This window comes from Arthrobacter sp. KUASC02, assembly GCF_059739395.1.
Map to the genome: position 1 here is coordinate 3,704,075 of NZ_AP046053.1, position 24,314 is coordinate 3,728,388.

23 protein-coding genes are annotated in these 24,314 nt (G+C 64.8%); 13 read left to right on the forward strand and 10 right to left on the reverse strand.

Features of this window, described 5'->3' with window-relative positions; genetic code table 11:
• Positions 1-17: 17 nt before the first annotated feature.
• The 4 genes from AC6JAC_RS16975 to AC6JAC_RS16990 are packed head-to-tail and all read right to left on the reverse strand — an operon-like array spanning position 18 to position 4,668.
• Complete coding sequence (locus AC6JAC_RS16975; RefSeq protein ID WP_497965656.1) at positions 18-923, reverse strand: carbohydrate ABC transporter permease; 906 nt, start codon at positions 921-923, stop codon at positions 18-20.
• Entirely contained in the window at positions 920-1,801 is an 882-nt protein-coding gene (locus AC6JAC_RS16980) for a carbohydrate ABC transporter permease (RefSeq protein ID WP_497965658.1), read from the reverse strand. The genes AC6JAC_RS16975 and AC6JAC_RS16980 overlap by 4 nt, the downstream gene beginning before the upstream one ends.
• 48 nt (positions 1,802-1,849) lie before the next feature.
• On the reverse strand, positions 1,850-3,187 hold the full coding sequence (locus AC6JAC_RS16985; RefSeq protein WP_497965660.1) for an ABC transporter substrate-binding protein: 1,338 nt from the start codon (positions 3,185-3,187) through the stop codon (positions 1,850-1,852).
• A gap of 44 nt (positions 3,188-3,231) precedes the next feature.
• Positions 3,232-4,668 carry a glycoside hydrolase gene (locus tag AC6JAC_RS16990; RefSeq protein WP_497965662.1) on the reverse strand — a complete coding sequence of 479 codons (1,437 nt, stop codon included), beginning with the start codon at positions 4,666-4,668 and terminating at the stop codon, positions 3,232-3,234.
• 234 nt (positions 4,669-4,902) lie between these two features.
• On the opposite strand from AC6JAC_RS16990, the gene AC6JAC_RS16995 reads away from it, so the two are divergent.
• Complete coding sequence (locus tag AC6JAC_RS16995) at positions 4,903-6,462, forward strand: glycoside hydrolase family 32 protein (protein WP_497965664.1); 1,560 nt, start codon at positions 4,903-4,905, stop codon at positions 6,460-6,462.
• A gap of 11 nt (positions 6,463-6,473) precedes the next feature.
• Here the strand turns inward: AC6JAC_RS16995 and AC6JAC_RS17000 are convergent, their stop codons facing one another.
• Positions 6,474-7,184, reverse strand: coding sequence for a hypothetical protein (locus AC6JAC_RS17000; protein WP_497965666.1), 711 nt, complete (start codon positions 7,182-7,184; stop codon positions 6,474-6,476).
• A gap of 134 nt (positions 7,185-7,318) precedes the next feature.
• Between AC6JAC_RS17000 and AC6JAC_RS17005 the strand changes: the two genes are divergently transcribed.
• The gene (locus tag AC6JAC_RS17005) at positions 7,319-8,212 is read left to right on the forward strand and encodes a potassium channel family protein (RefSeq protein WP_497965668.1); all 894 of its coding nucleotides are present in this window, start codon (positions 7,319-7,321) and stop codon (positions 8,210-8,212) included.
• Positions 8,213-8,416: 204 nt separating this feature from the next.
• On the opposite strand, the gene AC6JAC_RS17010 is transcribed toward AC6JAC_RS17005, so the two are convergent.
• Positions 8,417-8,947: a GNAT family N-acetyltransferase gene (locus AC6JAC_RS17010; protein WP_497965670.1), complete on the reverse strand. Its 531-nt coding sequence runs from the start codon at positions 8,945-8,947 to the stop codon at positions 8,417-8,419.
• A 269-nt stretch (positions 8,948-9,216) separates the two neighbouring features.
• On the opposite strand from AC6JAC_RS17010, the gene AC6JAC_RS17015 reads away from it, so the two are divergent.
• The 3 genes from AC6JAC_RS17015 (at position 9,217) to AC6JAC_RS17025 (ending at position 12,759) form a co-directional block, all read left to right on the forward strand.
• Positions 9,217-10,254, forward strand: a complete 1,038-nt coding sequence (locus tag AC6JAC_RS17015) for a TOMM precursor leader peptide-binding protein (protein ID WP_347896719.1) — start codon at positions 9,217-9,219, stop codon at positions 10,252-10,254.
• Positions 10,238-10,720 carry a hypothetical protein gene (locus tag AC6JAC_RS17020; RefSeq protein ID WP_028272022.1) on the forward strand — a complete coding sequence of 161 codons (483 nt, stop codon included), beginning with the start codon at positions 10,238-10,240 and terminating at the stop codon, positions 10,718-10,720. Before AC6JAC_RS17015 ends, AC6JAC_RS17020 begins: the two co-directional genes overlap by 17 nt.
• An 815-nt stretch (positions 10,721-11,535) precedes the next feature.
• On the forward strand, positions 11,536-12,759 hold the full coding sequence (locus tag AC6JAC_RS17025) for an MFS transporter (protein WP_497965673.1): 1,224 nt from the start codon (positions 11,536-11,538) through the stop codon (positions 12,757-12,759).
• A 104-nt stretch (positions 12,760-12,863) separates the two neighbouring features.
• On the opposite strand, the gene AC6JAC_RS17030 is transcribed toward AC6JAC_RS17025, so the two are convergent.
• Both AC6JAC_RS17030 and AC6JAC_RS17035 read right to left on the reverse strand, forming a co-directional pair.
• Positions 12,864-13,559, reverse strand: coding sequence for an excalibur calcium-binding domain-containing protein (locus tag AC6JAC_RS17030; RefSeq protein ID WP_497965675.1), 696 nt, complete (start codon positions 13,557-13,559; stop codon positions 12,864-12,866).
• A gap of 45 nt (positions 13,560-13,604) precedes the next feature.
• Positions 13,605-14,990: a GmrSD restriction endonuclease domain-containing protein gene (locus AC6JAC_RS17035; RefSeq protein WP_497965677.1), complete on the reverse strand. Its 1,386-nt coding sequence runs from the start codon at positions 14,988-14,990 to the stop codon at positions 13,605-13,607.
• Between the two features lie 312 nt (positions 14,991-15,302).
• Here AC6JAC_RS17035 and AC6JAC_RS17040 point away from each other — a divergent pair, with 312 nt between their 5' ends.
• Positions 15,303-17,045, forward strand: a complete 1,743-nt coding sequence (locus AC6JAC_RS17040) for a RecQ family ATP-dependent DNA helicase (protein WP_497965679.1) — start codon at positions 15,303-15,305, stop codon at positions 17,043-17,045.
• 54 nt (positions 17,046-17,099) lie between these two features.
• Positions 17,100-17,567 carry an SRPBCC family protein gene (locus AC6JAC_RS17045; RefSeq protein ID WP_497965681.1) on the forward strand — a complete coding sequence of 156 codons (468 nt, stop codon included), beginning with the start codon at positions 17,100-17,102 and terminating at the stop codon, positions 17,565-17,567.
• Positions 17,568-17,586: 19 nt separating this feature from the next.
• Here AC6JAC_RS17045 and AC6JAC_RS17050 read toward each other — a convergent pair whose 3' ends face one another.
• Positions 17,587-19,095, reverse strand: a complete 1,509-nt coding sequence (locus tag AC6JAC_RS17050) for an MFS transporter (RefSeq protein ID WP_497965683.1) — start codon at positions 19,093-19,095, stop codon at positions 17,587-17,589.
• A gap of 105 nt (positions 19,096-19,200) precedes the next feature.
• The gene (locus AC6JAC_RS17055) at positions 19,201-19,701 is read right to left on the reverse strand and encodes a mycothiol transferase (RefSeq protein ID WP_497965685.1); all 501 of its coding nucleotides are present in this window, start codon (positions 19,699-19,701) and stop codon (positions 19,201-19,203) included.
• Between the two features lie 113 nt (positions 19,702-19,814).
• Between AC6JAC_RS17055 and AC6JAC_RS17060 the strand changes: the two genes are divergently transcribed.
• The 6 genes from AC6JAC_RS17060 to AC6JAC_RS17085 all read left to right on the forward strand — a co-directional run bounded on the left by AC6JAC_RS17060 (position 19,815) and on the right by AC6JAC_RS17085 (position 24,218).
• Positions 19,815-20,138 (forward strand): hypothetical protein, encoded by a 324-nt coding sequence (locus AC6JAC_RS17060; RefSeq protein WP_497965687.1) that lies wholly within the window; start codon positions 19,815-19,817, stop codon positions 20,136-20,138.
• An 82-nt stretch (positions 20,139-20,220) separates the two neighbouring features.
• Positions 20,221-20,763, forward strand: a complete 543-nt coding sequence (locus AC6JAC_RS17065) for a DinB family protein (RefSeq protein ID WP_497965689.1) — start codon at positions 20,221-20,223, stop codon at positions 20,761-20,763.
• Between the two features lie 16 nt (positions 20,764-20,779).
• Positions 20,780-21,175: a DUF1801 domain-containing protein gene (locus AC6JAC_RS17070; RefSeq protein WP_497965691.1), complete on the forward strand. Its 396-nt coding sequence runs from the start codon at positions 20,780-20,782 to the stop codon at positions 21,173-21,175.
• Between the two features lie 148 nt (positions 21,176-21,323).
• A complete protein-coding gene (locus tag AC6JAC_RS17075) occupies positions 21,324-21,788 on the forward strand; it encodes a MarR family winged helix-turn-helix transcriptional regulator (protein ID WP_497965693.1) in 465 nt (154 codons plus the stop codon).
• Positions 21,785-23,041, forward strand: a complete 1,257-nt coding sequence (locus AC6JAC_RS17080) for an MFS transporter (protein ID WP_497965695.1) — start codon at positions 21,785-21,787, stop codon at positions 23,039-23,041. Before AC6JAC_RS17075 ends, AC6JAC_RS17080 begins: the two co-directional genes overlap by 4 nt.
• A 199-nt stretch (positions 23,042-23,240) precedes the next feature.
• On the forward strand, positions 23,241-24,218 hold the full coding sequence (locus AC6JAC_RS17085) for a LacI family DNA-binding transcriptional regulator (RefSeq protein ID WP_497965697.1): 978 nt from the start codon (positions 23,241-23,243) through the stop codon (positions 24,216-24,218).
• Positions 24,219-24,314: the final 96 nt, after the last annotated feature.

Genomic DNA, 24,314 nt, shown 5'->3' on the forward strand with positions numbered 1-24,314 from the left:
TCCATCTGCCATGGCCGTCATCCCTTTGTCGCCCCGCTTTCCAGGCCCTGGATCATGGCTTTGTTCAGGACGAGGAAGACCAGGAGCAGGGGCGTGATGGTGACGCACACGGCAGCGAAGGTGGCTGTCCAGTCCACCTTGCCCATGGCGCCGATGTAGTTCTGCAGGCCCAGAGGGATTGTTTTCAGGTCTTCGGAGAGGACGAACGTGTTGGCGAAGATGAAGTCGTTCCAGATGAAGATGCTGTTGACCAGCACCACGGTGACCACGGTATTCAGCGACAGCGGCAGCGTTATCAGTCCGAAGATCCGGTAGGGGCCGGCGCCGTCAAGGGAGGCGGCCTCGTAGGTTTCCCGTGGAATGTATTCGAAGAACGATGAGAACAGGTAGATGGACATGGGCAGCGCGAAGCCGGCCAGCGGGATGATCATCGACTGATAAGTGTCCAGCAGGTTCACGGTTGAGTAGTCGATGAACAACGGCACCAGGGCAATCTGGACGGGAACAATGATTCCGATCAGGAACAGCCCGCGGACAAACTTGCTCAGCCGGAAACCAAGGACCTGGATGGCGTAGGCGGCCATCATGCCGAACAGGACGATCAGGACGTTGGCACCCATGGTGACGATGAAGCTGTTCAGGATGTTCCTGCCGAGATCGCCCGTTTCGAACGCCCGTGCGTAGTTCTCCCATGTCAGCGAGCTGGGCAGGGCGAACGGGTCACCGGTGGCGAAGTCATGCTCGGTGCGCAGGCTGGTCAGGAACAGCCAGGCGAGCGGGTAGACCTGGACGATCACAATCAGCATGATCAGCACCCTCGACAGGGTCCGGTACAGGCTGGGCTTCCGGCGTCGCCTTGGGATGGCGGGTGCGGGGGGCACGACGGCGGCGGGTGGAGTAGCCGGGGCTGTTTGGGTGATCAAGAGTCTGCCTTCCGCTTGAGCATGAACAGGATGAGGCCGACGGCGACCAGGCACTCGATCACGATGAACACGGAGATGGTGCTGGCGTACCCGAAGTCGGTGCTGGTGAACGCTGTTTTGTACATGTACGTGGTGAGCAGTTCCGAGGACTGGCCGGGGCCGCCGTTGGTCATGAGGTAGGGGATGTCGAAGCCGCGCAGGCCGTAGGTGGTGGCCATGATGGTGGTGGTGATCCACACCGGCCTGATGTACGGGAAGCGGATCTTCGTGAAGAGCGTCCACTTTGAGGCACCGTCCAGAACGGCAGCTTCTTCCAGCTCCTTGGGCACGGCGATCAGCGCGGCGTAGATGATGAGCATGTACAGCCCGGTGAACCGCCAGCCCTCGGGAGCGGAGACCGCGGCAAGCACCGTGTTGATGTCGGACAGCCAGGCGCGCTCGAAGGTGCCGAGCCCGATCCAGTGCAGCAGCTGGTTGAGCAGTCCCACCGGGTCGATGGAGTAGATGCGCACGAAGAGGAACGCGATGGCCACCGTGGAGATCACGGCGGGCAGGAGGTAGAGGGTCTTGATGAGCTCCCGCCCCCGGCGCAGGGACGTGAGCAGGCTGGCTACAACCAGGGCGCCGCCGAGCTGCAGGACCAGGCAGATGGCCAGGTAGAGGAGCGCGTTGAAGAACGAGCGCCAGAAGATGTCATCGGCGGTGAGCATCCGGACGTAGTTGTCCAGCCCGATGAACTCCATGTCGCTGATGCCGTTCCACGAAAAGAAGCTGAGGAACAACGACTGGAGAATCGGGAAGAGCACGGCTGCGCAGTAGAGCAGCAAGGGTGGAAGCAGGAAGACCAGGACTGAGGTCCTTGACCGGTTGGGAAGCATGGCTGGGCCTTTCGGGCGGGGGACCTTCCGGTCCCCCGCCGCTGCGGTTTACTTGAAAAACTTGGGGGCGTTCTGCTTGATGGTGCTGTCCATGGTGCTGGTGAACTGCTCCGGCGTGATGTTGCCCTGAACCAGGAGCACGAGTTCCTGCTGGAGCCTGCCGTTGGTGGTGGGGTCCAGCTGGGTGTCCCACGGCATGGCCTGCTTTGCCCCGAGGGTGTCCGCCGTATCCAGCGCCTTCTTGTAAAGCGGCGTGGCGTTGGCCGGGACCGTGGTCTGCACATTGGTGGTGGGCGAGAGGGCACCCGTGGCCGCGTACTCGGCGGGGTACTTGGCCAGGGCGAACTTCAGGAAGTCGCTCACCAGCGGATCGTAGGTCTTGGCGTTGACCGCCATTCCGATGCCGGACGGGGAGACGAACTCGTTGGCCGCCGTCGCCGAACCGGCTGTGGTGGGCAGGGTGAAGAAGTCGACGTCGTGCCGGACTGCGGAGTTCAGTTTGTCGGTGGCCAGGCTTGGCAGCTCCCACGTGCCGATGTTGTACATGGCCGCCTGGCCGGACGTGAACTGGTTCTGCGCGTCCGAGTAGCCCTGGGCGGAGAAGCCGTCCTGGAAGCACTTGGCCTTGCCGAGTGCGGCCATCCACTCAACGGTCTTCTGCCCGGCAGGATCGGTGAACGCCGCCTCGCCCTTCTTCAGCTTCTGGACGAACTCCGGGCCGGCTGCCCGGAACGGCTGATAGGCCACGTAGCGTTCCAGCGGCCACTGGTCCTGGCCGTCAATGGCGATCGGCGTGATCCCCGCACTGCGCAGCGCCGTGCACATGGCCGGGAGGTCATCGAGGGACTTCGGTACCGTGACGCCGGCCTTTTGCAGCAGCGCCTTGTTGTACCAGAAGTACTCCAGCTCGAACTGGAACGGGATCATGTACAGGGAGCCGTCGTCAAAGCGCTGGTAGTCCAGTGCCCCGGGCCGGTAGTCATCGTAGATGTCCAGCGATTTCAGGAGTTTCTCGGCGTCCACCATTTTGCCCTGCTTTGCCAGCTGCTGGGCGAAGGGCGTGGCGTCCGTATCGAAGAGCTCCGGCAGCTTGTTGGCTGCTGCCAGGGTCTCCAGCTTCTGGATGTAGGAGGGCCGGTCCGGGGTGGTGATGAGGTTCAGTGCGAAGCCCGGGTGGTCCTTGGCATAGTCGTCAGCGAGCTTCTTCATGATGTTGATGACTGCCCCGTCGGCCGGACGTGACAGCAGCCACGAAATTTCGCGGGGTTTGATCTCCCCGGTGGGGCTGACGTTGGCCGGGTCGCTGGAGGCTCCTACGCCGCCGCAGGCTGACAACGCCAGGGCTGCGGCGGCTGCGACGGCGGCAGCACGGATTAGTTTCTTCATTGCGGCAATCTCCCTTGATTGGGTCAGTAATTGGGGTGGGATGTTCAGTTGTCGGTGCGTTTACGTATCTCAAGGTCGGTTACGGTGACGGATCCTTCGCCGGCGAAAAGGCCGATCCGTCCCGCGGGCAGGTCGTAGATCCGGGTGCTGAGCGCCACCTGCCGGTCGACGACGGCGACGCACAGGTCGCCGTCGACGATCACCTCCAGGGTGTGGGGGCCGGGGGCGAGCTTGCAGGGGCGCTCCAGTTCGACGTCGAACGGGACGTCCCCGGACACGTGCCATTGGGCGTCTCCGGTGATGGCCCGCGGCCAGCGGTCGAAGACGAGCCGGCCGCGTTTCGGTTCCAGTCGCAGGATGTAGGAGTGGTCCCCGTCCTGGCTGGAGCGCAGCAGCAGCCCGCATTCTGTGGTGCCGGGGGCGATGTCCAGCACAGCCTTGGCATAGAACTGGCCGGGCAGTTCCTCGTCGGATACGACGGCGGTGTACCCGTCCGGCGCGTCCAGCCGTGCAGGCAGCCCGCCCGTCAACGAAACGGGGACATCGTCCCAGAAGCTGTCCACGAGTTCGTCAGCGAAGCCTAACGCGAGCGTTCCGTCCGGGTTCTGGCGGGCCTCCAGCACAGACATGGTGCCCGCCCACTGCCAGGCGCCGTCGTCGGAATTGCCTTCCTTGCTGGCGATCCAGCCGAAGAAGAAGCGGCGGCCGTCCCGTTCGGCCGTCTTTGAGGCGTAGAACGCCCGGCCGTCGATGCTGTCCAGGTCCGGAACGGTCCACGGCCCGTCGGGACTCTTGGCCATGCGGTACCGGGTGGTAAACGATTCGGAAAACTCGGAGTAGACCATGTACCACCAGCCGTCCCAGGAGAAGACGTCCGGGCATTCATGCGTGATGTAGCGGCGCGGATCCCAGAACGGTTCCGCGTACTCCCAGGCCATCAGGTCGGTGGAGACGCACTGGGCGATGACGCCGCGGCGCCGTTCCGGTCCGGCGGAGTGCCGGGCCGCCAGCAGCATCCGCCACCGGCCTGCGCTCTCATCCCGGAACACGAACGGATCCCGCCAGTCCCCGGACTCGAAGCCGTCGGGGGCGCCGAAAGTGAGTTCGGGATGCTTGGTCCAGGACTGCATTCCGTCGGTGCTTGTGGCGTGCATGACCAGCTGGAGGGGCGCCCCGTCCGCTCCCAGGTTGCGCGGGTTCTGCCCGGTGTAGAACAGGTGGTGGATGCCGGTTTCATCAACCACGATGCTGCCCGTGTAGGCGTTGAAGTCGAGGTCGTCCTCGGTGCCGTGCGGCAGGGCGACGCCGTGGTCCTCGAACTGCGTGAGGTCCTTGGTGGTGACGAGGTTCCATGACGTGCCGGGTTTCGGGTCCGAGCGTACTTCGTGGAGGTAGAAGAGCCAGAACTCCCCGTCCTTCTCGAAGGGGATAAGGTCACCAACCCATCCATCGGTGGGCTGGAAGAAGACTGAGCGTTTCATCTGCGCTGATGTCCAATCTGCTAAAGCGTTTGATCACCATGAACCTAGCGCCAACTGTGCTTGATGATCAAGCGTTTTAGCAAACTTTCTTTTTTGTGTAGCCGCCAAGCCGCGCCGCGCCGGCACAGCGGCGGATCCATTTTGATTAAACGCTTGACCACCATCGGTGAATCGCACTATCGTCTGCGTAGCCGGCAAGAGTCCGCGCCCCTCAACGATGAGAGGAACCACCTGATGACGCACGACATCTCACGACGCACTGCCCTGCAAGGCGCAGGCATCGGAGCCCTTACGCTTTTCGCCAGCAGCGCCGTCCCCGCTGCAGCGCATGCCCGGTCATCCCTGCGGGCCGTCTTTCATATGACTCCCCCGTCGGGCTGGCTGTGCGACCCGCAGCGCCCCGTCTATACCAACGGCGCCCACCAGCTCTACTACCTGCACTCCGGGCAGAACAACGGCCAGGGCGGCTGGGACCACGCGACCACCAGCGATGGCGTGTCGTTCACCCACCACGGCACGGTGATGCCCCTGCAACCCGATTTCCCGGTGTGGTCCGGATCCGCCGTCGTGGACACCGCCAACACCGCCGGCTTCGGCGCGGGGGCGGTGATCGCGCTCGCAACACAGCCCACCGGCGGGATCCGCAAGTACCAGGAGCAGTACCTCTACTGGTCCACCGACGGCGGCTACACCTTCACGGCGCTCCCCGACCCGGTGATCGTCAACACGGACGGCCGCACGGCCACCACACCCGCAGAGATCGACAACGCAGAGTGGTTCCGCGACCCCAAGATCCACTGGGACGCGGTACGCAGCGAATGGGTGTGCGTGATCGGGCGGGCGCGCTACGCGGCCTTTTACACCTCGCCGAACCTGCGGGACTGGCAGTGGAAATCCAACTTCGACTACCCGAACCACGCCCTCGGCGGGATCGAGTGCCCGGACCTGTTCGAGATGACCGCCGGCGACGGCACACGGCATTGGGTGCTCGGCGCGAGCATGGATGCCTACACCGTGGGCCTGCCGATGACCTTCGCGTATTGGACGGGCACCTGGAACGGCACGGCGTTCATCACCGGCAACCTCACACCGCAGTGGCTCGACTGGGGCTGGGACTGGTACGCCGCCGTGACGTGGCCGTCGGTCGAGGCGCCGGAGACAAAGCGCCTCGCCGTCGCCTGGATGAACAACTGGAAGTACGCGGCCCGCGACGTGCCCACCGATGCGTCCGACGGGTACAACGGGCAGAACTCGATCGTGCGGGAACTGCGGCTGGAGCATCAATCCGGCGGCTGGTACAGCTTGCTCAGTACGCCCGTCGAAGCGTTGTCGGGCTACGTCACCGCCACCACCACACTGCCCGACCGCACGGTCAACGGCAGCTCCGTGCTGCCGTGGAACGGGCGCGCCTACGAGCTGGAGCTCGACATCTCCTGGGACGCGGCTGCTAACGTCGGAGTCTCGGTGGGCCGCTCCCCGGACGGCCTGCGCCACACGAACGTTGGCAAGTATGGCGGCGAGCTGTACGTGGACCGCGCGCCCTCGGACCAGAGCGGCTTCGCGCTCGCGCCCTACTCGCGTGCTGCCGCGCCGATCGACGCCAACGCACGGTCGGTGCACCTGCGCATCTTCGTTGACACGCAGAGCGTCGAAGTGTTCGTGAACGCCGGGCACACGGTGATTTCGCAGCAAGTGCACTTCGCCGACGGCGACACCGGCATCTCGTTCTACGCCGACGGCGGCCCGGCCAACTTCACCGGAATGACGATCCGCGAGTTCGGCAACCCCATCTAGCTGCTGACGCGCTACCCGTGGGTGACTGCAGCGCCCAGCAGGCCAAACAGCGTCCCGGCCGCCAGGGCAATGAGGGCACGTTTGCCGGTGGGATACAGCCAGCGCACCGCGAACACGGCTACAGCCAGGATCACGCCGTTGGCTGCGCTCAGGATCACCGCGATCCACTCGGACCCGGTGGCCACCCCGAAGCCTCCGCCGCTGCAACCGCTGATCCCGCACCAGGCAAAACCCGCCACCATCCACTGCGGAAGACTTAGCAGGACCGCCACCGGCACGGCCCACCAGAGCTTTCTGACGTCCGGGGTTATCCCGCGCAATTTCTCCCTCGGATACTGGGGCGTGGCGTGGGCCATGCCGGCGGGCATGCCGGCGGCCGGAACCAGTTTGCGCTTCCGGGCGCTCAGGACAATCCATCGGAAGAGGCCCGCGTTGACCAGCGCAAGGACGAAGTATCCGAAATAGTAGAGAACCGTGGTCAGGCCCAATACGGCGCTGGTGTCAAAGGTGCCGATGACGAAAAGTGCGAACGACACGGGCAGCGTTAGCACCACCATGGCGAGCAACAGGCCCTCCTTGAACCCGGCGTCCAGGTCCAGTAACAAGCCGCTGCCAAGCAGCACTGCTGCCACTACGGCAAACGTCACCGACAAATAGACGACGACGGCGGTGCTGGCCCAGCGCGGCAGGGCCCTATCCTTCGAACGAGCTACTCCACCCACAACGCTCCCCCTTGACGTCGTTCCGGCCCCTCTGCGAGGGAACCTTGGCCGTAGACGCGCCCACGGGCTGCCGGCACTTTGATAGTTGCATGCTTGCTGCTCCTCAGGAAGCATGCGGCCCCTAAGATGAGGCCATGGACTTCGAGGACACGCTCTGGACGGTTTTGGGGGCCGGCCTGGTTCTGCTGATGATCGTCGACGTCTTCCGCACGCTGCTTTATCCGCACGGTTCCGGCCCTCTGGGCCGGACGATCATCCGCGGATTCTGGCTGGTCTCGAGAAAACTTCGGGGCCGGGGCTCCTTCATCGCAGCCCCCTTGGCGATGGCCGCTGTCATCGGCGCCTGGGCAAGCCTCGCCGCCATCGGCTGGGCCCTGCTCTACCTGCCCCATCTGACGGAGGGTTTTGTCTACGGCGCCGGCGTTCCCCTGCGGGCCGACTTCGCCGAAGCCCTCTACATCTCCCTGGTCACCCTCTCCACCGTGGGGTTCGGCGACATTGTGGCGGTGCATCCGCTACTCAGGCTGGTTGTGGCCCTCCAGGCCGTCACCGGTTTCGGCTTGCTGACAGCAACGGTCACCTGGATCCTGCAGACGTACCCGGCCCTGAACCGCCGTCGTGCCCTCGCCCACGAACTGAACCTGTTCAGGGAAGCCGCAGGCCCGGCGGGCGTATCGTCGCTGGACCCCAAGCACGCCGCCGGGCTGCTGGAGTCGATGGCCGGAAACGTGGCTTCGGTGAGCATAGACCTGCTGGCGTTCCACGAAACCTATTACTTCCGCGAAGTGGAGCTGCGCGGTTCCCTTCCGGCCACAGTTGCCTTCGCCCAGGAGCTGGCATTCGACGCCCAGCGCAGCGAGAGCCCTGAACTGCAGTTCGCCGGACGGATGCTCCACGCGGCCCTTGACGGTCTCGCGGAAGTCCTGCGCGGCAAATTCGGCCATTCCGGAACCACATCCGCCGATGTGTTCGACAGCTACGAGCTGCACCACCGACACGTCCGCCGCGGGAAGACGACCACGGACTAGCGCCGGGACATGCACGGTCACTGGGGTCCCCGGCACCTGGACGGACGGTGCTGGACATAGCCGACCAGGCGGGCGTCCGGCTGGTGACCGTGACCGCATGCGGCACGACACCGAGGGCATCCAGAACTGGAACCCCGCCCGCAGGACCGTGGGGCGTTCTTGGCGCGGATGCTTTAGCTTGAAGTCGCACCAGCCCCGTCTGACTTAGGACCGCGCCACATCAATCCAGTAGCGCCTAAATGGCCGCCCGTTCCCGCCCATCCTCACGTCCTCGAGCAGGCCTCCACAGCGCTCGATAGTCCTGACTGACGCTGCATTTGCATCATCGCAGGTCAGAAGAACGCGATCATGCTCTTCCTGCGCAGCCAAACGGGCACACACTTCGTGCAGAGCCCACGATGCCGCCCCCCGCCCTCGATCGGACGGCCGGACCCCGTATCCGATATGCCCGCCCAAATTCAGGAGGGCCGGGGTGAGGTAGTGGCGGAAGGCAATCGCCCCCACGTACCGCGAGCCCTCCGTGATCCAGCGATAGGTGCAAGGAACAATGCCGCCCACCTCGGCAGCCCGTTCAGCATGCGAGAGTCTTTGGACCCACTCGGCGAACCCCTCCGGGCTGGTGACGTCGTCGTCTGGCAACAGGCCGGCACCGTCCTGGTGAGCGCCGCCCCACTCACGGTGAGACTCGGCAAACGACGGGTAGAAGGATGTATCCGGGACAACAAGTTCAAACATGCACACGACTCTATACGCGTTCCAACCTACGCTTGTAACACGATTCGGCATACAAAGAATTTCTAGTCAACAGGCTTGTCAAATCTGTGACAGATGTCGTAGATTCAATCCGTCCAACAAATTGATAAACCTAGAGGAGTGACCCACGTGCTGAAGCTCAAGCGACTGACCAAGCGCCGTTCCAAGCTGAACTTCGTGTTCAACTGAACCAAGAAAAATTAGTGGGGACCACGCATTGCGTGGTCCCCACTCCTAATTGGAGGCAAGTATTGGCAGCCACGACCTACTCCCTCAAGCAGTCGCTTCCCGTCGTCACAAGTGACACCTCCGTGCACATCGGATTGGCACCACCCAATGCAATCGAAATTGAAGATGCACCAGACGGGCTGGCGGAATTGCTTGGATTTGCATCGCAACCGCGCACACTCGATGAACTGGGCAATGAGGCCCAACTACTGCTTGGCGAAAGCTCCGGGCAAGTCATCGAGGAACTCATCGACGCCGAAATTTTGGTGCCCTACAGGATTGACCTTTCAGGGCAATACAGCCGCCATGATCTGTACTTCGCGCTGGCTCACGGCACAGGCCCGGGAGCCAGTGACTTGCTCCGCACACGAACGGTAGCGCTCATCGGCGTCGGCGGCATCGGAACCAACGTGGCCATGCAGCTCGCAACGGCCGGGGTCGGTTCCATCGTGCTGGTGGACGGAGATTCCGTCGAGAAAAGCAACCTCACCCGGCAGTATCTCTTCACCGCCCAGGACGTCGGCAAATCGAAGATCGAAGCGGCTGCAAAGAATCTTTCGCTTCGAGCGCCCGAAGTCAACACGATCGAAGTCCCGTCAATGATCTCAGGCGTCGAGGACCTCCTGCCGATCTTTCACGATTCAGACTTCGTAGTTGTATCCGCCGATACTCCCCAGGAAGTGCTCGAGTGGTCCAACGAAGCGTCCATTATTTCCGGAACTCCGTTTACCTGTGCCGGTTACCAGGACACGCGTGGAGTGGTGGGGCCGGTCGTCAGGCCGGGCGAAACTCCATGTCTGCTGTGCGCGGCAACGGATAACGACGGACGGACGAACTCCACGGCGTCCCTCACTACGACAAATTTCAACTCGGCCTACCAGGCGCCCAGCTTCGGCCCGCTCAATTCCATCGTGGCGTCGATTGCCGCCATGGAAGTGTTCCGCTATCTGCTTACCGGCTCGACGCAGCTGGATGGTCGGAGACTGGTCTTTGACTCACTGGAACTGTCGTCGGAATTTGAAGACTTCGCCAGGAATATCCACTGTGCTGCGTGCACCTGACGTCAACAGCAGCAAGGCACTGGTCGCACTGGCCGGGGCGTTTACGGTCGCTTCACTGGTGTCGACCGTTGCCAACAGGAACTTCTGGCCCATTGCATCCAACAACATGTTCAATGCGAAGTTCGGCGACCGCCTCTCCCGTTTCGCCGTCGAGTTCCACCTTTCAGACGGAACGGTAGTAGCCTGCGGGCCCGCAAACTGCATTCCGACCCAGTTCTTCCGGGCCGGGGCAGTGTTTGCCGACGTTTTCATGGGCGACGAGGACCATCCGAAACAAGTCCTGTGCCAAAGGATTCTCCGCAGACTGCGCAGGGATCGGTGGAGGTCATTTGACGAGGTTAGAGCGCCCGCAAATCTACCCAACGTCCCCCTATCCAGGATGGAAATCTGGGTCGAGACCACCGTGCGGGGAATGCCCCAGGAAAGGGAAGTCGTGTATACCTATGTTCCATCAGATGCGCAGTAAGCCAGCAAGTTTGCGGCAGGCACGCACTGCCGCATTGTGGATCGTCGCCGCAGTGGCAGTCACATTACGACCAGGCCCAGCTGCTATGCGCGACTACAAGGCTGCCCTCGATCCTCCGGCCGCGACTTCGGGTCGCGATTCCACTTTCCCCCACATCCCGGGGACTCAAGGCATTGCAGCCGGCTTGCTACTGGCAGCAGCGGCGAGCGAGGTATTCACGAGTTCCGATTCAAAGCACCCTTCCTGGCTCCGGCGGGCAGCCCTGGGGGTCTTTCTTGGAACTCGTGCCGCTGATGCCCGGTCCCTTCCGGGCCGATGGCCCTATGACACGTTTATCGAGGCGGTCCTTGCCGTAAGCCAGTGGCCCCACTCCGCGAAGACCGACCCGCGGCTCGCAAATTTGCCGCTCTCAGTGTCACGTGTAGCTCTGTATCTGCCCTACACCCAAGCTGGCCTGTCCAAACTGATCCACGGCTTCGACGCCTGGGTCCGACGCGGGGATGCCAATCACATCTACCACTCGCATTTAGGGGCATCTGGGAGCCATCCCTTTGCCCAGGAGAGATTTGCCCGGCCCGTTCGAATCATTACCCGGGCAATTCCCTTCCTCGAATTACTCGCCCTGCCTCTCGCCCTCGTTCTTCCCGGAAGATGGCGGATCCTGGTCCCATGCTGCACCACCCTCTTCCACGTGATGGTTGCCCGTACCTGGAACATCAGCTTTTGGCAGGCTCCCGCCATGCAATGGCTACTGACCTCAGTAGAAAAGCAGTCCGATCTTGCCACCATCCTCCACGCGTACCAAGGAAAGTAAATTGTCTCCAGCAAAGCCATGGCAGCGGCGTCTGCACCTGACGGGAATGTGGGTTAATTCGCTTGGCGGCGGCGCGTACAACATCGCCCTGCCGCTCATCGTGCTTCAAACGAGCGGCAGCCTTGCTCAGATGTCCATCGTTGCCGTCGCATCCCAGCTGCCAAAGGCCTTTCCCGGAGTGCTCATCGGAGGACTGGCCGACCGTATGTCGCCGCGCACCATGACCCACATTGGATATTGGGGTCAGGCGCTGGTGGTTGCAGCTATGGCACTCCTTATCGGGCCGTGGCACACGCCATTCTGGGTTCTTGTACTCGGCGCCTTCCTGCGCGGCAGCCTCGACATGTTCGCCAGAACCGCAACCTTCGTTGCCATCCCGAAAATGTATGGCGACGGCACAGCAAAGTTCAATGCATCAGTCTCGACGGCATGGACATCGGCTTCCATCGTGGGGCCGGCCATCGGCGGAGCTTTGAGTGCTGTCTGGGGTCCCTGGTGGTTGCTGGCCGTGGACGCTGTCTCTTTCACCGTCATCGCGTTGATCATGAACTTCCTGCCGTGGCCGGACCGTCCAGGCAGCGCGCCCGATCGGCCAGGCTTTATTCAAGAGCTTTCCGCAGGGTACAGGAGACTCTCTCAATTGCACGGCTGGTGGCGTTTCGCCGGGACAGTCATCCTGATCGGGTTTCTGTCCGCGCCTCTCTCAACCCTGGCTATCTTCCAAACCTCCGCTGGCCTGGGCGGCTCAACTACCGAAGTGGGGATTGTGGGTGCAGCCGCGGCCGCCGGCCTGTTTTGCGGATCAATCCTGTCCGGGCTGTTTTCAAGCTGGCGTCCAAACATTCTCATGCAGCGTTCCTCGTGGCTCATGGCTGGGGGCTCGTTGCTCTTCTTCGTCCCTTCGTGGATCGCTGTGGCCAGTGCTCTCGTTATCGTTTGCACCGGAGGGATTGCCTGGACTGTGGGGCGCACGTCCCTTATCCACCAACAGATTGCTTCCACTGATCTCGGTAAGACCATGACGGCCGTCCAGTTTCTTGAAACGGTTTCCAGCCCCCTCAGCCTCACGGCTGCCACGTACCTCATGGGTGTTTCGTCGTCCTTGGCGTTTGCGTCAATCTTGGTCGCGGCACTGCTTTCAGGGCTGCTTGCGCTCAAATCCGACTCGATACTAAGTCCTCAGGAGCGCGAACCAGAGCCACGGCAGAGGGAGACAGTGCACTAGTTCACCTGTCCGAAAAAGAGTCTTTGTCCTTAAAGCCGGCTGCCGTGGTTACCTTTCAGAGAAGGAAGTAACCACGGCAGAACAGCTGCTCCGGAAAGCGCCGATTATTTATCGCAGGCCGTGCCGTCGTTATCGCGGTCAAGACCGGCACGGTAGCCGGGCTGACCGGCGTAGATCGGCGCGGCGCCTGCTGCCTTCGCATCGGCGCAGCTGGCGTAGTAGGCGGTGCCCGGCACCGGGGCTACCGGCGCGGGTGCGGGCGCAGCGGGAGCAACCGGCGCAGGTGCCGGTGCCTGCGGGACGGCCTGCCGCGCCGCAGCCTGTTCGGCCGCCAACTTCGCGGCCGCCGCAGCGGCCGCGGCCGCATCTGCAGCCGCCTTGTCCGCCGCAGCTTTGTCAGCCGCAACCTTGTCCGCTGCAGCTTTTTCCGCCGCAGCCTTCTCAGCAGCCGCCTTGTCCGCGGCAGCCTTTTCCGCCGCCTCCTTTTCGAGGTTCTTGACGCGGAGGTGCACGGTGGAGTCCTTCGCCACCTTCGTGCCCTCCGTTGGGTCCTGGGACGTCACCTGCCAGTTCTTCTTGGACATGATCATTTTGCCGTCGACGGTGTCCTCCGCCTTGACCTTGAGCCCGAGGTCTTCCAGTTGATCCGTGGCTTTATCCAGGGTCAGGCCCATCACGCTTGGAACCGTGACAGCGTCTGAGACTTCTGCAACGGCGGTTGCGGACGATGCCGCCTGCTTGCCACCGCATCCGGTCAGCATGAGCCCGGTCAGCACAACAAGTGCCAGTGTCTTCTTCATTTTTCCCCCTTGGAATGTTTGAAACTGTGAAGTGATGTGGATGGTCTAGCTTTCGCAGGCGATGCCGTCGCGGTCGCGGTCCAGCGCCGGGCGGTAGCCCGCTGAGCCGGCGTACAGCGGCGCGGCACCTGCGGCTTTCGCTGCCGCGCAGTTGGCGTAGTACGCGGCAGCCGGGGCCGGTGCGACCGGAAGCGGGACCGGGACAACAGGTGCGGGAGCAACAGGAGCCGGCACAGCAGCGGCCGGCGCGGGTGCTGCCGGGGCAGGCACCGCCACAAACGGGGCGGGGGCCACGGCTGCCGGAGCAGGTGCCGGGGCTGCGGCCACCGGCGCCTGCTCGTTGGTCGGCGCGAGCTGGCCCGAGCAGTCGGCCAGGATCCTGGCCATCGCATCGTGCTCCGCCTGCGTGACCCACAGGCTGTAGGTGGCCTTCACCGAAATCTGCCGGGCGACGTACTCGCAGCGGAAGGCCTTGTTCGGCGGCAGCCAGGTGGCGGCGTCGCCGTCGCCCTTTTTGATGTTCGTGGGGCCGTCCGTCGCCTGAAGGTTCAGCGGATCGTTGGCGAAGGCTGTCCGCTGTTCGGTGGTCAGCTGCTGAGCGCCCTTCTGCCAGGCGTCGCTCAGGGCCACAACATGGTCGATCTGGACGGCACTGCTGGTGGCACTCCCCCGCAGGAACTTGATGCTCGTGCCGGTGTACGGGTCCGCCAGCGTCCCGGACTGCACCTTGCAGGGCACGCTGTTGGTGTACGTGATGCCCGTCAGGTCGCGCTTGAGGATGTCATTGCGGGTGTCGCAGCCGTTGCGGTCAACGTCCGCCCAGGCCTGCCCGAACAGGGCGCGGTCATAGCCCGTCTTCGGCGCCCTGCCCTTGATCGGCAGGGTGGCCAGCAGGTCGATCGCCTTGGTGGCGAACGCAGGCTGCGTCTTCGGCGCCGTCACGCTGGCGCCCTGCGCCAACAGGTACGGGCTTTCGGGATCCAGCGGGGCGCCCGTCTCCTGGACGGTGGGAGCGGACGGCGGCGTCACCGTGGCTTTCGCCGTCGGGCTCGCCGCCGCTGTGGCTGACGACGCCGTGCTCTCCGACGATGCGGCCTGGACGTTCCCGTCATCCGTCCGCGGCACCACTGAGCCACCCGCGATAAAGAGGGCAAAGGAAACGGCAAGCGCAACGGCGCCCGCCTTCCGCTTGGCCGGCAGCCACGCCCAGGAACGGCGGCCGGTCGCCAGCACGTAGAGGCCGGTAAGGCCGGCAGAGATGGCCAGGAAGATCAGAGCGCCGCCAAGCCCGCTGCTGAACCACCCGATGAGCATAAACAGGGCCGTGAAGCCGCCCACCACGAAAGTTGAAACCCGCGGCTTGCGCGGCGGCCTCGGGCCGGGGCCCGCGCTGGTAGGTGACGGACCGAAAAGGGTCTGGTAATTCGACAATGTTGCCCCCATAAACAAAGGCCCGGCGATGGCCGGGCCTTTTTTCTAAAGCCGAAATGTTGCTAATCAGAAGCGTATTTCCCCGCGGTCCGGCACTCCGGGAAACTGCGGAGATCTTCGCCCAACCTTGATGGAGCCTTGAGCTAATCCCCAGGATGTTTGTAACATTCTGGTTTGCGCTGGCCGCGGTGTAGTTGCGGCAGCCCGCAGCACGGTTTCGGCAGCCCCACGAGGTGGGCCCTCGCCACGTTATGCTGGCACCCTCGGCTGAAGACGCCCGGCCGCCGGATCGCACCCCACGGAGCTGCCGTCATGGCCAAGGCCCCCGCCCCCGCAGTCCCCACCGGGACTGTCCCGGGCACCGAAACAGTTTCCAGCACTGGCACCACCCCGGATCCCGATGCCGGCCTCCGCCGGCTCGCGGCAGACACCTTCGGACTCCCGTGCCTCCGCGCCGGCCAGCTGGCCGGAATGCGCGCCCTCGTCGCCGGCGGGGACGTCCTCGCCGTGATGCCCACCGGCTACGGCAAGTCGGCCATCTACCAGGTGGCCGCGCTCCAACTGCACCGGAACAGCCCAAGGCGGGGTCCCGCCGTCGTGGTTTCCCCGCTGATCGCCCTGCAGGAGGACCAGCTGGACGGGCTCGTCGAGACGCTCGGCGGGCAGGCCGCCGTCGCCATCAACTCCGGCCACAGCGATGCCGAAAACAACGCCGCCTGGGAAGCCGCCGAAAACGGCGACGCCGTCTTCGTCTTCCTCGCCCCCGAACAGCTCGCCAAGACCGAAACAGTCGAACGGCTCGCGGCCCTGGACATCCCGCTGCTCGTGGTGGACGAAGCTCACTGCGTCTCCTCCTGGGGCCACGACTTCCGCCCCGACTACCTGCGCCTCGGCGAGGTCCGCGATCACCTGGGTAACCCGCCCGTCGTCGGCCTCACCGCCACCGCCTCTCCCCCGGTGCGCGACGAAATCCAGCAGCGCCTGCGGATGATGGACCCGGTGGTCCTGGTGCACGGCTTCGACCGGCCCAGCATCCGGCTGGAGGTGGTCCGCCACCACAAGGACAAGGACAAGCGCCGCGCCGTAACCCGGCAGGTGGCGGAGCTCAAGGGTCCCGGGCTGCTGTATGCCGCCACCCGGAAGGACACCGAGGCCTACGCCGCCGAGCTCACGGCCCTGGGCCTGCGCGCCGAGGCGTACCACGCCGGCCGGAAACAGGGCGAGCGGGACCGCGTCCACCAGCAGTTCCTGGACGACGAGCTCGACGTGGTTGTGGCCACCACGGCCTTCGGCATGGGCATCGACAAACCCAACGTCCGCTTCGTCATCCACGCGGACATCCCCGACTCGCTGGACAGCTACTACCAGGAGATCGGCCGTTCCGGGCGGGACGGGCAACCCGCCGCCGCCGTCCTCCACTACCGCTCCGAGGACCTGGGCCTGCGCAAGTTCTTCGGCACCCATGCCCCGGACGAGGAATCGCTCCTTGCCGTCCTCCAGGCACTGCGCGCCGCCGGCGGGCCGGTGAAGCAGAAGGCCCTGGCCGCGCAGACCGGCTTCTCCCCGCGCAGGCTCACCGGACTGCTGAACCAGCTGCAGGAAACCCGCGCCGTCCGCACCGGCAAGCGCGGCGTCCGGCTGGACGCGGGAGCCAGGCTGCCCGCGGTGGTGGAACGCGCCGTCGAACATGCCGAAGCACGCCAGCGGGTGGACCGCTCCCGCATCGAAATGATGCGCGGCTACGCAGAGACCCGCGCCTGCCGGCGCCAGTTCCTGCTGGGCTACTTCGGCGAGGACCTCCCCGAACCCTGCGGCAATTGCGATACCTGCACCGACGGCTCCGCCTACGCGGAGGATTACGACGACGCCGCAGCGGCCGCCGCGGGCGGTGACCCTTTTCCGCTCCAGGCCTCAGTTGTACATAAGGAATGGGGGCCGGGCCTGGTGATGCGGCACGGGGAGGACACCATCACGGTGCTGTTCGAGCGGGAAGGCTACAAAACGCTGTCCCGGAAGGCCCTGGCAGACGGGAAGATCCTGACGCTGGCAAGCTGACGGGGTTGGTCCGCTGCCCTTCCGTCAGCGTCCGCCGGGTGCCAGAGTTGAGCAATGACCGAGGAAACCGGGAACGCGGAAACCGGCGCGCTGGTCCTGAACCTGGAGAGCACGTTTGCTGCTCCTCCGGAAGGGATCTTCAGGATGCTGACGGAGCCGGCCGAACTGGCGCAGTGGTGGGGTCCGCACGGCTTCACCATTCTCGCCGTCGAGCTCAGCCTCACGGAGGGCGGCCGCTACCGCTTCCGGATGGCACCGCCGGACGGCGAACCGTTCCACCTCTCGGGCGAGTTCCTCGAAGTCGATCCGCCCTGGCGCCTCGTGTACACCTTCGAATGGGAGGAACCCACGCCGGACGACCGGAAGACCGTCGTCGACCTCTCCCTCCAGGCTGCCGGCAGCGGCACGCGGCTGGCGCTCTCGCAGGGGCCGTTCCTGACGGAGGAGCGGCTGGCCCTGCACCGCGGCGGCTGGACGGAGTCGTTCGAGAAACTGCAGGCAGTGCTGGAAAGCCGCGGCTGACTCAGCCAGGCCCGCTCACTCAACCACCCGTCGTCGTGCCCGGCTTACCGGAGTGCGACGCCCGTGCAGCTTCGTAGCTGCTGTCGAACGGCAGGCTGTCCATGTCCAGCAGCGGGTTCTCATCCTGGGTGGCCACCAGTTCGCGGGCTGCCTCGTCCGAGTCCACGCTGGGCATCGACCCGGGCAGGTGCCGGCGGGCGGACTCCGGCAGGAAGTAGATGGCGACCGCCGCGACGGCCGACGTCGCCATGAGGTAGAACGCCGGCATCAGGTCATTGCCGGTCGCCTGGATGAGGGCCGCGATAATGAACGGGGCGGTGCCGCCGAAGATCGCCACCGCGAAGTTGTAGGCGATGCCCATGGCAGAGTATCGGTGCGCTGTGGGGAACAGTGCCGGCAGCGCCGACGCGAGAATGGCAACAAAGAACGCCACCGGAAATGCGACCATGGACAGGCCGGCGAGCGTGGCGGGAACGGTGCCCACCGAGATCAGCAGGAACGCGGGAAGCGCCAGGACCACCGTGCTGACGGCCCCGATCCACAGCACCGGGCGGCGGCCGATCCTGTCCGAGAGGCGGCCCGTCAGCGGAATGCAGAGCGACATGGCCACCAACACCGGAACGGTCAGCAGCGTGCCATGGATCTCGTCGTAGCCCTTGTTGGTGGTGAGGTACGTGGGCATGTAGGACGTGAGCGCATAGCCCACGGTGTTGCCGGCGGCCACGAGGATCATGGCCAGCACGATGCGGCGCCAGTGGTCCTTGAAGATCCCCAACGGGCCGACGGGGCGCAGGTCGTCGCCTGTCTCGTGGTGGCTGGCGGCCACGGCTTCCGCCTCCTGCGTGGCTTTGAAGGCGGGCGACTCCTCGATCTTCATGCGGAAGTAGATGGCCACGATGCCCAGCGGACCCGCGATCAGGAACGGGATGCGCCACCCCCAGGCTTCCATCTGCGGCTGCCCAAGGATCAACTGAAGCGCGGATACCAGTGCGGCGCCCAGCGCGAAGCCGAGGTAGCTGCCCATGTCCAGGAAGCTGACGAAGAAGCCGCGGCGGTTGTCCGGGGAATGTTCACAAACGAACGTGGTGGCTCCCGAATACTCGCCGCCGGTGGAGAACCCCTGCACCAGTTTGGTGACCACCAGAAGGACGGCGGCCAAGATGCCCAGGACCGCGTAGCCCGGCAGAAGCCCGACGACGAAGGTGGCCGCCGCCATCATCATCAGGGTCATGGCCAGAACCTTCTGCCGGCCGATCTTATCGCCCAGCCAGCCGAAGAAAATGCCGCCTAGGGGCCGGGCGATGAACGTGGCGCCGAAGGTCCCGAGCAGGAACAGGTTCTGCACCGCCTTGTCCGCTTCGGGCAGGAACACCGGGCCCATGGTGGTGATCAGATAACCGAACACACCGACGTCGTACCATTCCATGGTGTTGCCGACGATGGTCCCGCCCAATGCCTTCTTCAGCGTCGGGTGGTCCACAACATTGATGTCCGCGATGCGCAGGCGGCGTATCTTTTGGGGCTGCATCTTCAATCCTCCAAGGGAGGTCATGCGTCATCCCCCGTGGCGCCATCATTGGCTTGGTAGTGCTTCACCCATCTTCGCACCGAGGCCCGGGCACATCAATGAACCTCAGTGCTTCAAGCCTTTGGCGTACGCGGCCTGCCCGACGTGCTGGAGGCAGTCGGCAATCGTGCTGACCAGCCGCACCCCGAGGGTGACGGGCGGGTCCCAGCGGGTGTCGACGATGCGGTCCAGGTCATCATCGCCGAGGGTCTGCAGGAAGTCCGCGGTCTGCCGGTGGACGGCGTCGTAGTATTCCAGCAGCAGTTCCGGCGTGGCCCTCACCGAATCAACCTGCACGCTCGAATGGCCGTACCCCGTGTCGCGCTCGCGGAGCGGCAGGTTGAAGCGGTCCACGAAACCCTGCGAAATCCACACCTGTTCCAGGCCCGCCGCCGCGGCGACCTGCGCATCCTCCACCCGGCCAAGGTGCCAGATCAGCCACACAATCGGGTTTCCGGTGCCCGAGGGCCGGCGGACCAGAACGTCCTCGTCCACCCATTCAAGCGTGTCCGCCACAACCTCCCGGATCCGGCCGAAAGCGTCCAGCAGCAGTTCGTTGGATTTCATTTTTGACCCTTCAAGGAGTGTCGGTGAGGCCCATGCTCGCACGGAAGCTGCGGTGCAGGATAGGGCCCGGCGCGGACCGGATGCCCGGACCGGATGCGCGGGATAATGGAGTTATGACGGACCAGGATCAGGCACGGGACCCGTGGGAAGAGTTCGACAGGCTCCCACCCGCCGGCCCCGACCGCGTCGAGGGATTACCAGGAGGCCAGCCGCTGGGCTTTGGCTTCCGCACGGGCGTGCGCAGCGCCAAGGTGGCCATCGGCTTCGCCGTGTACGCGCTGATCCTCGGAACAGTGCTGGTCCTCACCGGCGCCATCGTTTTCATCAGCGAGGGGCAGTGGCTGCTGCTCGCACTGATGGTGCTGATCGAGGCGGTCTTCGTGATCGCATTCAGCCAACTGGTACGACAGGCCCGCAACCGCCGTTCGGCGCAGTAGCTTGACCCAGTAACTCCGCCCCGTAGTAGCGCCCTTTCCATAGCCGTTGCCCCGGCACCTGCGGCCTTGCAATACTTCACCCATGCCTCCCCTCCCCGCCACGTTCGCAGAAGCCGTCCTCCATGAACCCGTCCGTGTCCAGTTCGAGGCCTTCCTCAATGAGCACCGCAGCATGCTCAACTCCTGTCTGGACGGACTGACCGAGGAACAGGCGCGCCGCTCCCTGGTGCCGTCGCGGACCACCCTGCTGGGCCTGGTGAAGCATGCCACGTTCGTGGAAAAGGTCTGGTTCGACGAAGCCATCACTTGCCGGTCCCGTGCCGAAATCGGCATCCCGGCCACCCCGGATGAGTCGTTCATCCTCGACGACCAGGACACCATCGCATCCGTCCGGCAGGCCCACCTCGACGCCTGCGAGGCCTCCCGCCTCGCTACGTCAGCAATAGAGCTCGACGACGTGCTCCGCGGCAACCGCCGCGGCCCGCTGCCGCTGCGCTGGGTGTACCTGCACATGCTGCGGGAGCTCGCCCAGCACTGCGGACACGCCGACATCCTGCGCGAACAGATCCTGAGTGAACAGGTCACTGCCGAACAGGTCACGGGCAAACAGGTCACGGGCGGCTGAGGCCACGAACTCGGCGATGGAGTACACCAAAGACCCGCGCGTGGACCACTACATCGACGCGCTCCCGGGGTGGCAGCAAGCCATCTGCCGGCAGGTCCGCGACCTGGTCCATGCTGCAGATCCCGACGTTGAGGAAACCATCAAGCGGACGGTCCAGCCCTACTTCGTCCTGGACGGCAACATCTGCGCCCTCCTTGCGGCGAAGGACCATGTCAACGTCTTTATGTACGACGGCGGCATCGTCCCCGAGCCGCACGGCATCATCACCGCCGGGCACACCAACAAGACGGCCCGCACCGTTGCCTTCCACGAAGGCGAGTCCGTGAACGAGGAAGCACTCGGCGAGATGTTCCGGGCCATCATCGCCAACAACCGGGCCGGTGGCTGGCGGAAGCTCAAAGGCGCGGAGTAGCCGGCGCCGTCGCGGTTTCGACAGGCTCAACCACCGCTTCACAGTGTCCTTTATCGCACCTGCTTGCCGCTGGCTCTCCCCGGGAGCATAATGGTTAGCAGAGCTAATTAGCAGTGCTAAGTAAATTCGGGAGGCGCACCACACAGTGATGACAACGAACACGGAGCCCATGGGCAGCGAGGCAACGGACAGCATCAAGCCCGATATTCTGGCCATCGACCTACGGACGGCGGTGATGCGCACCTCCCGCAGGCTCCGCGTCGAGGCAACCGGCGACGTCATCACGCCGGGCCAGTACACGGTCCTGGCCCAACTGAACGGCGGCGGCCCGCAGACCCTCCGCGAACTGGCGGAACGCGAGCACGTACAGGCGCCGTCCATGACCCGGATCGTCAACGGCCTCACTGAGCAAGGATTCGTCACCCGGAATGCGCATCCGCTGGACGGCCGCCAGGTCCAGGTGGGAATCACCCCGGCCGGCGAGGCCATCCTGGCCGAGGCGCGTGAGCAGCGGACCGCCTGGCTGGCCCAACGGGTGGCCGGCCTGAGCGATGAGGACCGACGGATCCTGAGCCGCGCAGCCCACATCATGCAGCAGTTGAGCGCCAAATGAGCGCCATGTTCCAGGCACTGGAGAATCCCAACTACCGGCTGTGGGCGGGAGGGGCACTTGTCTCCAACATCGGGACCTGGATGCAGCGAATCGCGCAGGACTGGCTGGTACTGACCGTCCTCACCAACCATTCCGGCACGGCCGTCGGCATCACCACCGGCCTGCAGTTCCTGCCCATGCTGCTCCTTGGCCCCTACGGCGGCGTCCTCGCAGACCGGCACCGCAAACGCCTGATCCTGCTGTGGACCCAGCTGGCGATGGGTCTCTGCGGGCTGGCCATCGGACTCCTGGTGGTCACCGGCACCGCCCAGTTGTGGCACGCCTACCTGGCTGCACTGTGCCTGGGACTGGCCAGCGCCATTGACGCACCCGCCCGCCAGTCGTTCGTCTCGGAGCTGGTAGGTCGGGACAAGGTGGCCAACGCGGTCGCGTTGAACTCCGCATCCTTCAACACGGCACGCCTCACCGGTCCCGCCATCGCCGGCGTCCTCATTGCCTGGGTGGGAACAGGCCCGGTGTTCCTCATCAACGCGGCCAGCTTCGCCGCCGTCATCATCTCGCTGTTCCGGATCCGCACCTCGGAGCTTGCCCCGACCACGCTGGCAGTCCGCGGCAAGCACCAGGTTGTCGAGGGCCTGCGCTACGTTCGGAGCCGGCCGGACCTGGTGCTGATCCTTGTCATGGTCGGGGTCCTTGGTGCCTTTGGCATGAATTTCCCCATCACCAACGCCCTGATGTCCACCGCGGTGTTCGGGGCGGGACCGGGGGAATTCGGGCTGCTGGGTTCCATCATGGCCGTCGGAACCCTGGCCGGAGCCCTGCTCGCCGCCCGCCGGTCCGGCCCCCGGCTGCGCTTCATGCTCGGCGGCGCCCTGGGACTCGGGTTTTTCACCCTGATCGGCAGCGTGTCGCCGTCGTTCTGGCTCTACGCCGCAGTGCTGATACCGGTGGGACTGGCCTCCATCACGTTCCTGAACAGCTGCAACACCAGCATCCAGCTCTCCGTGGAACCGCAGTTCCGTGGACGCGTGCTGGCCCTCTACCTGGCCGTCCTGCAGGGCGGCACCGCCGTCGGAGCACCGCTCATGGGGTGGATCGGCACCGAATTCGGCGCCCGATGGTCAGTGGCCGCCGGCGGCGCGGTGGTGCTGCTGACAGGCCTGCTCTCCGTCATCGCGGTCAGCCGGCGAAGTGAGCTGACGTTCCGGGCACAGCTTCGGACCGCGTTTCCCGGACGGCAGGCCAAGGCGTAAGGCTCCGCGACGCGTAATCCGGGTTCCCCAGGCGCAACCACCGCGCATGGTCACCCCGTTTACGAAACGTACAGCAATCCCGTTCCCCTCCGTTTAGTGTTGGTGCAGCAGATCACGAAACCGATTACGTAAACCGTTTGCGTAACAGCGGTTTCGATCGGCATTTCGAAGCCCGTAACACCCGCGAGGAGAAACAACAGTGGTAACCATCAGGGACGTCGCCAAGCACGCCGGCGTATCTCCCGCCACCGTCTCGCGGGTGGTCAACGGACTCGTGGGCTACTCCGCCGAGACCCGCGAGCGCGTGGAGGACGCGGTGCGGAGCCTCAGCTACGAAACGGACTACCTGGCCCGCGGCCTGAAGACCCGGCAAACCTCCGTGATCGGGCTGCTGGCACCCATGGTCTCGGACGCCCTCGCCTCGCAGGTGATGCTGGGCGTGGAACAGGAAGCCCAGGAACGCGGCTACGCCGTAATGCTGGGCCGCACCGGGGCCAAGTCGGCCTACATCGCGGGCTACCTCCGGACCCTCCGCACCTACCGGGCGGCCGGCGTCATCCTCATCTCCGCCGTCATCACCCCCGAAACGCGGCAGCTGCTGGGGCCGAATATCCCCATCATCTCCGTGGCCATCAGCGACAAGTCCGGCTCCCCCAGCGTGGCGATCGACGACGAACAGGCAGCCTACGACGCAACCCGTCACCTGCTGAAGCTCGGCCACCGCCGCATCGGACTGCTGACCGGCGACCCCGCCTCCATCTACGTGGCACAACCCCGGAAGCGCGGCTACCTCCGCGCCATGGCCGAAGCCAAATGCACCCCCGTCACGGCCACCGGCAGCTTCTTCTACGAAAGCGGCGCCCCCGGCCTGGACGACCTCCTCCGCCAGGAGCCGGACCTCACCGCCATCTTCGCCATGAGCGACGAGATGGGCGCAGCCGTGGTGAACGAACTGCAAAAGCGCGGCCGCCGGGTCCCGGAAGACGTCTCCGTCCTCGGCTTCGACAACACCTCCACGGCCCTGCACGTCCACCCGCCCCTGAGCACCATGGCCCAGCCGCTGGAGGACATGGGCCGGATGGCCGTCAAGAAACTCCTCCGCTCCCGCGACCTGGGGCCGAAGATCATGCCGCACCAGCTGATCGAACGCGGCTCCACGGCGCCCCTAAACCACTAGCACCCCAACCCCCACCCACCGGCGGCAGCCGGCACACCACCGTGCCGCCGTCGTCGTACTCCCCCATGCCGTAAAACCCCGTGCCCTGAAACAGGG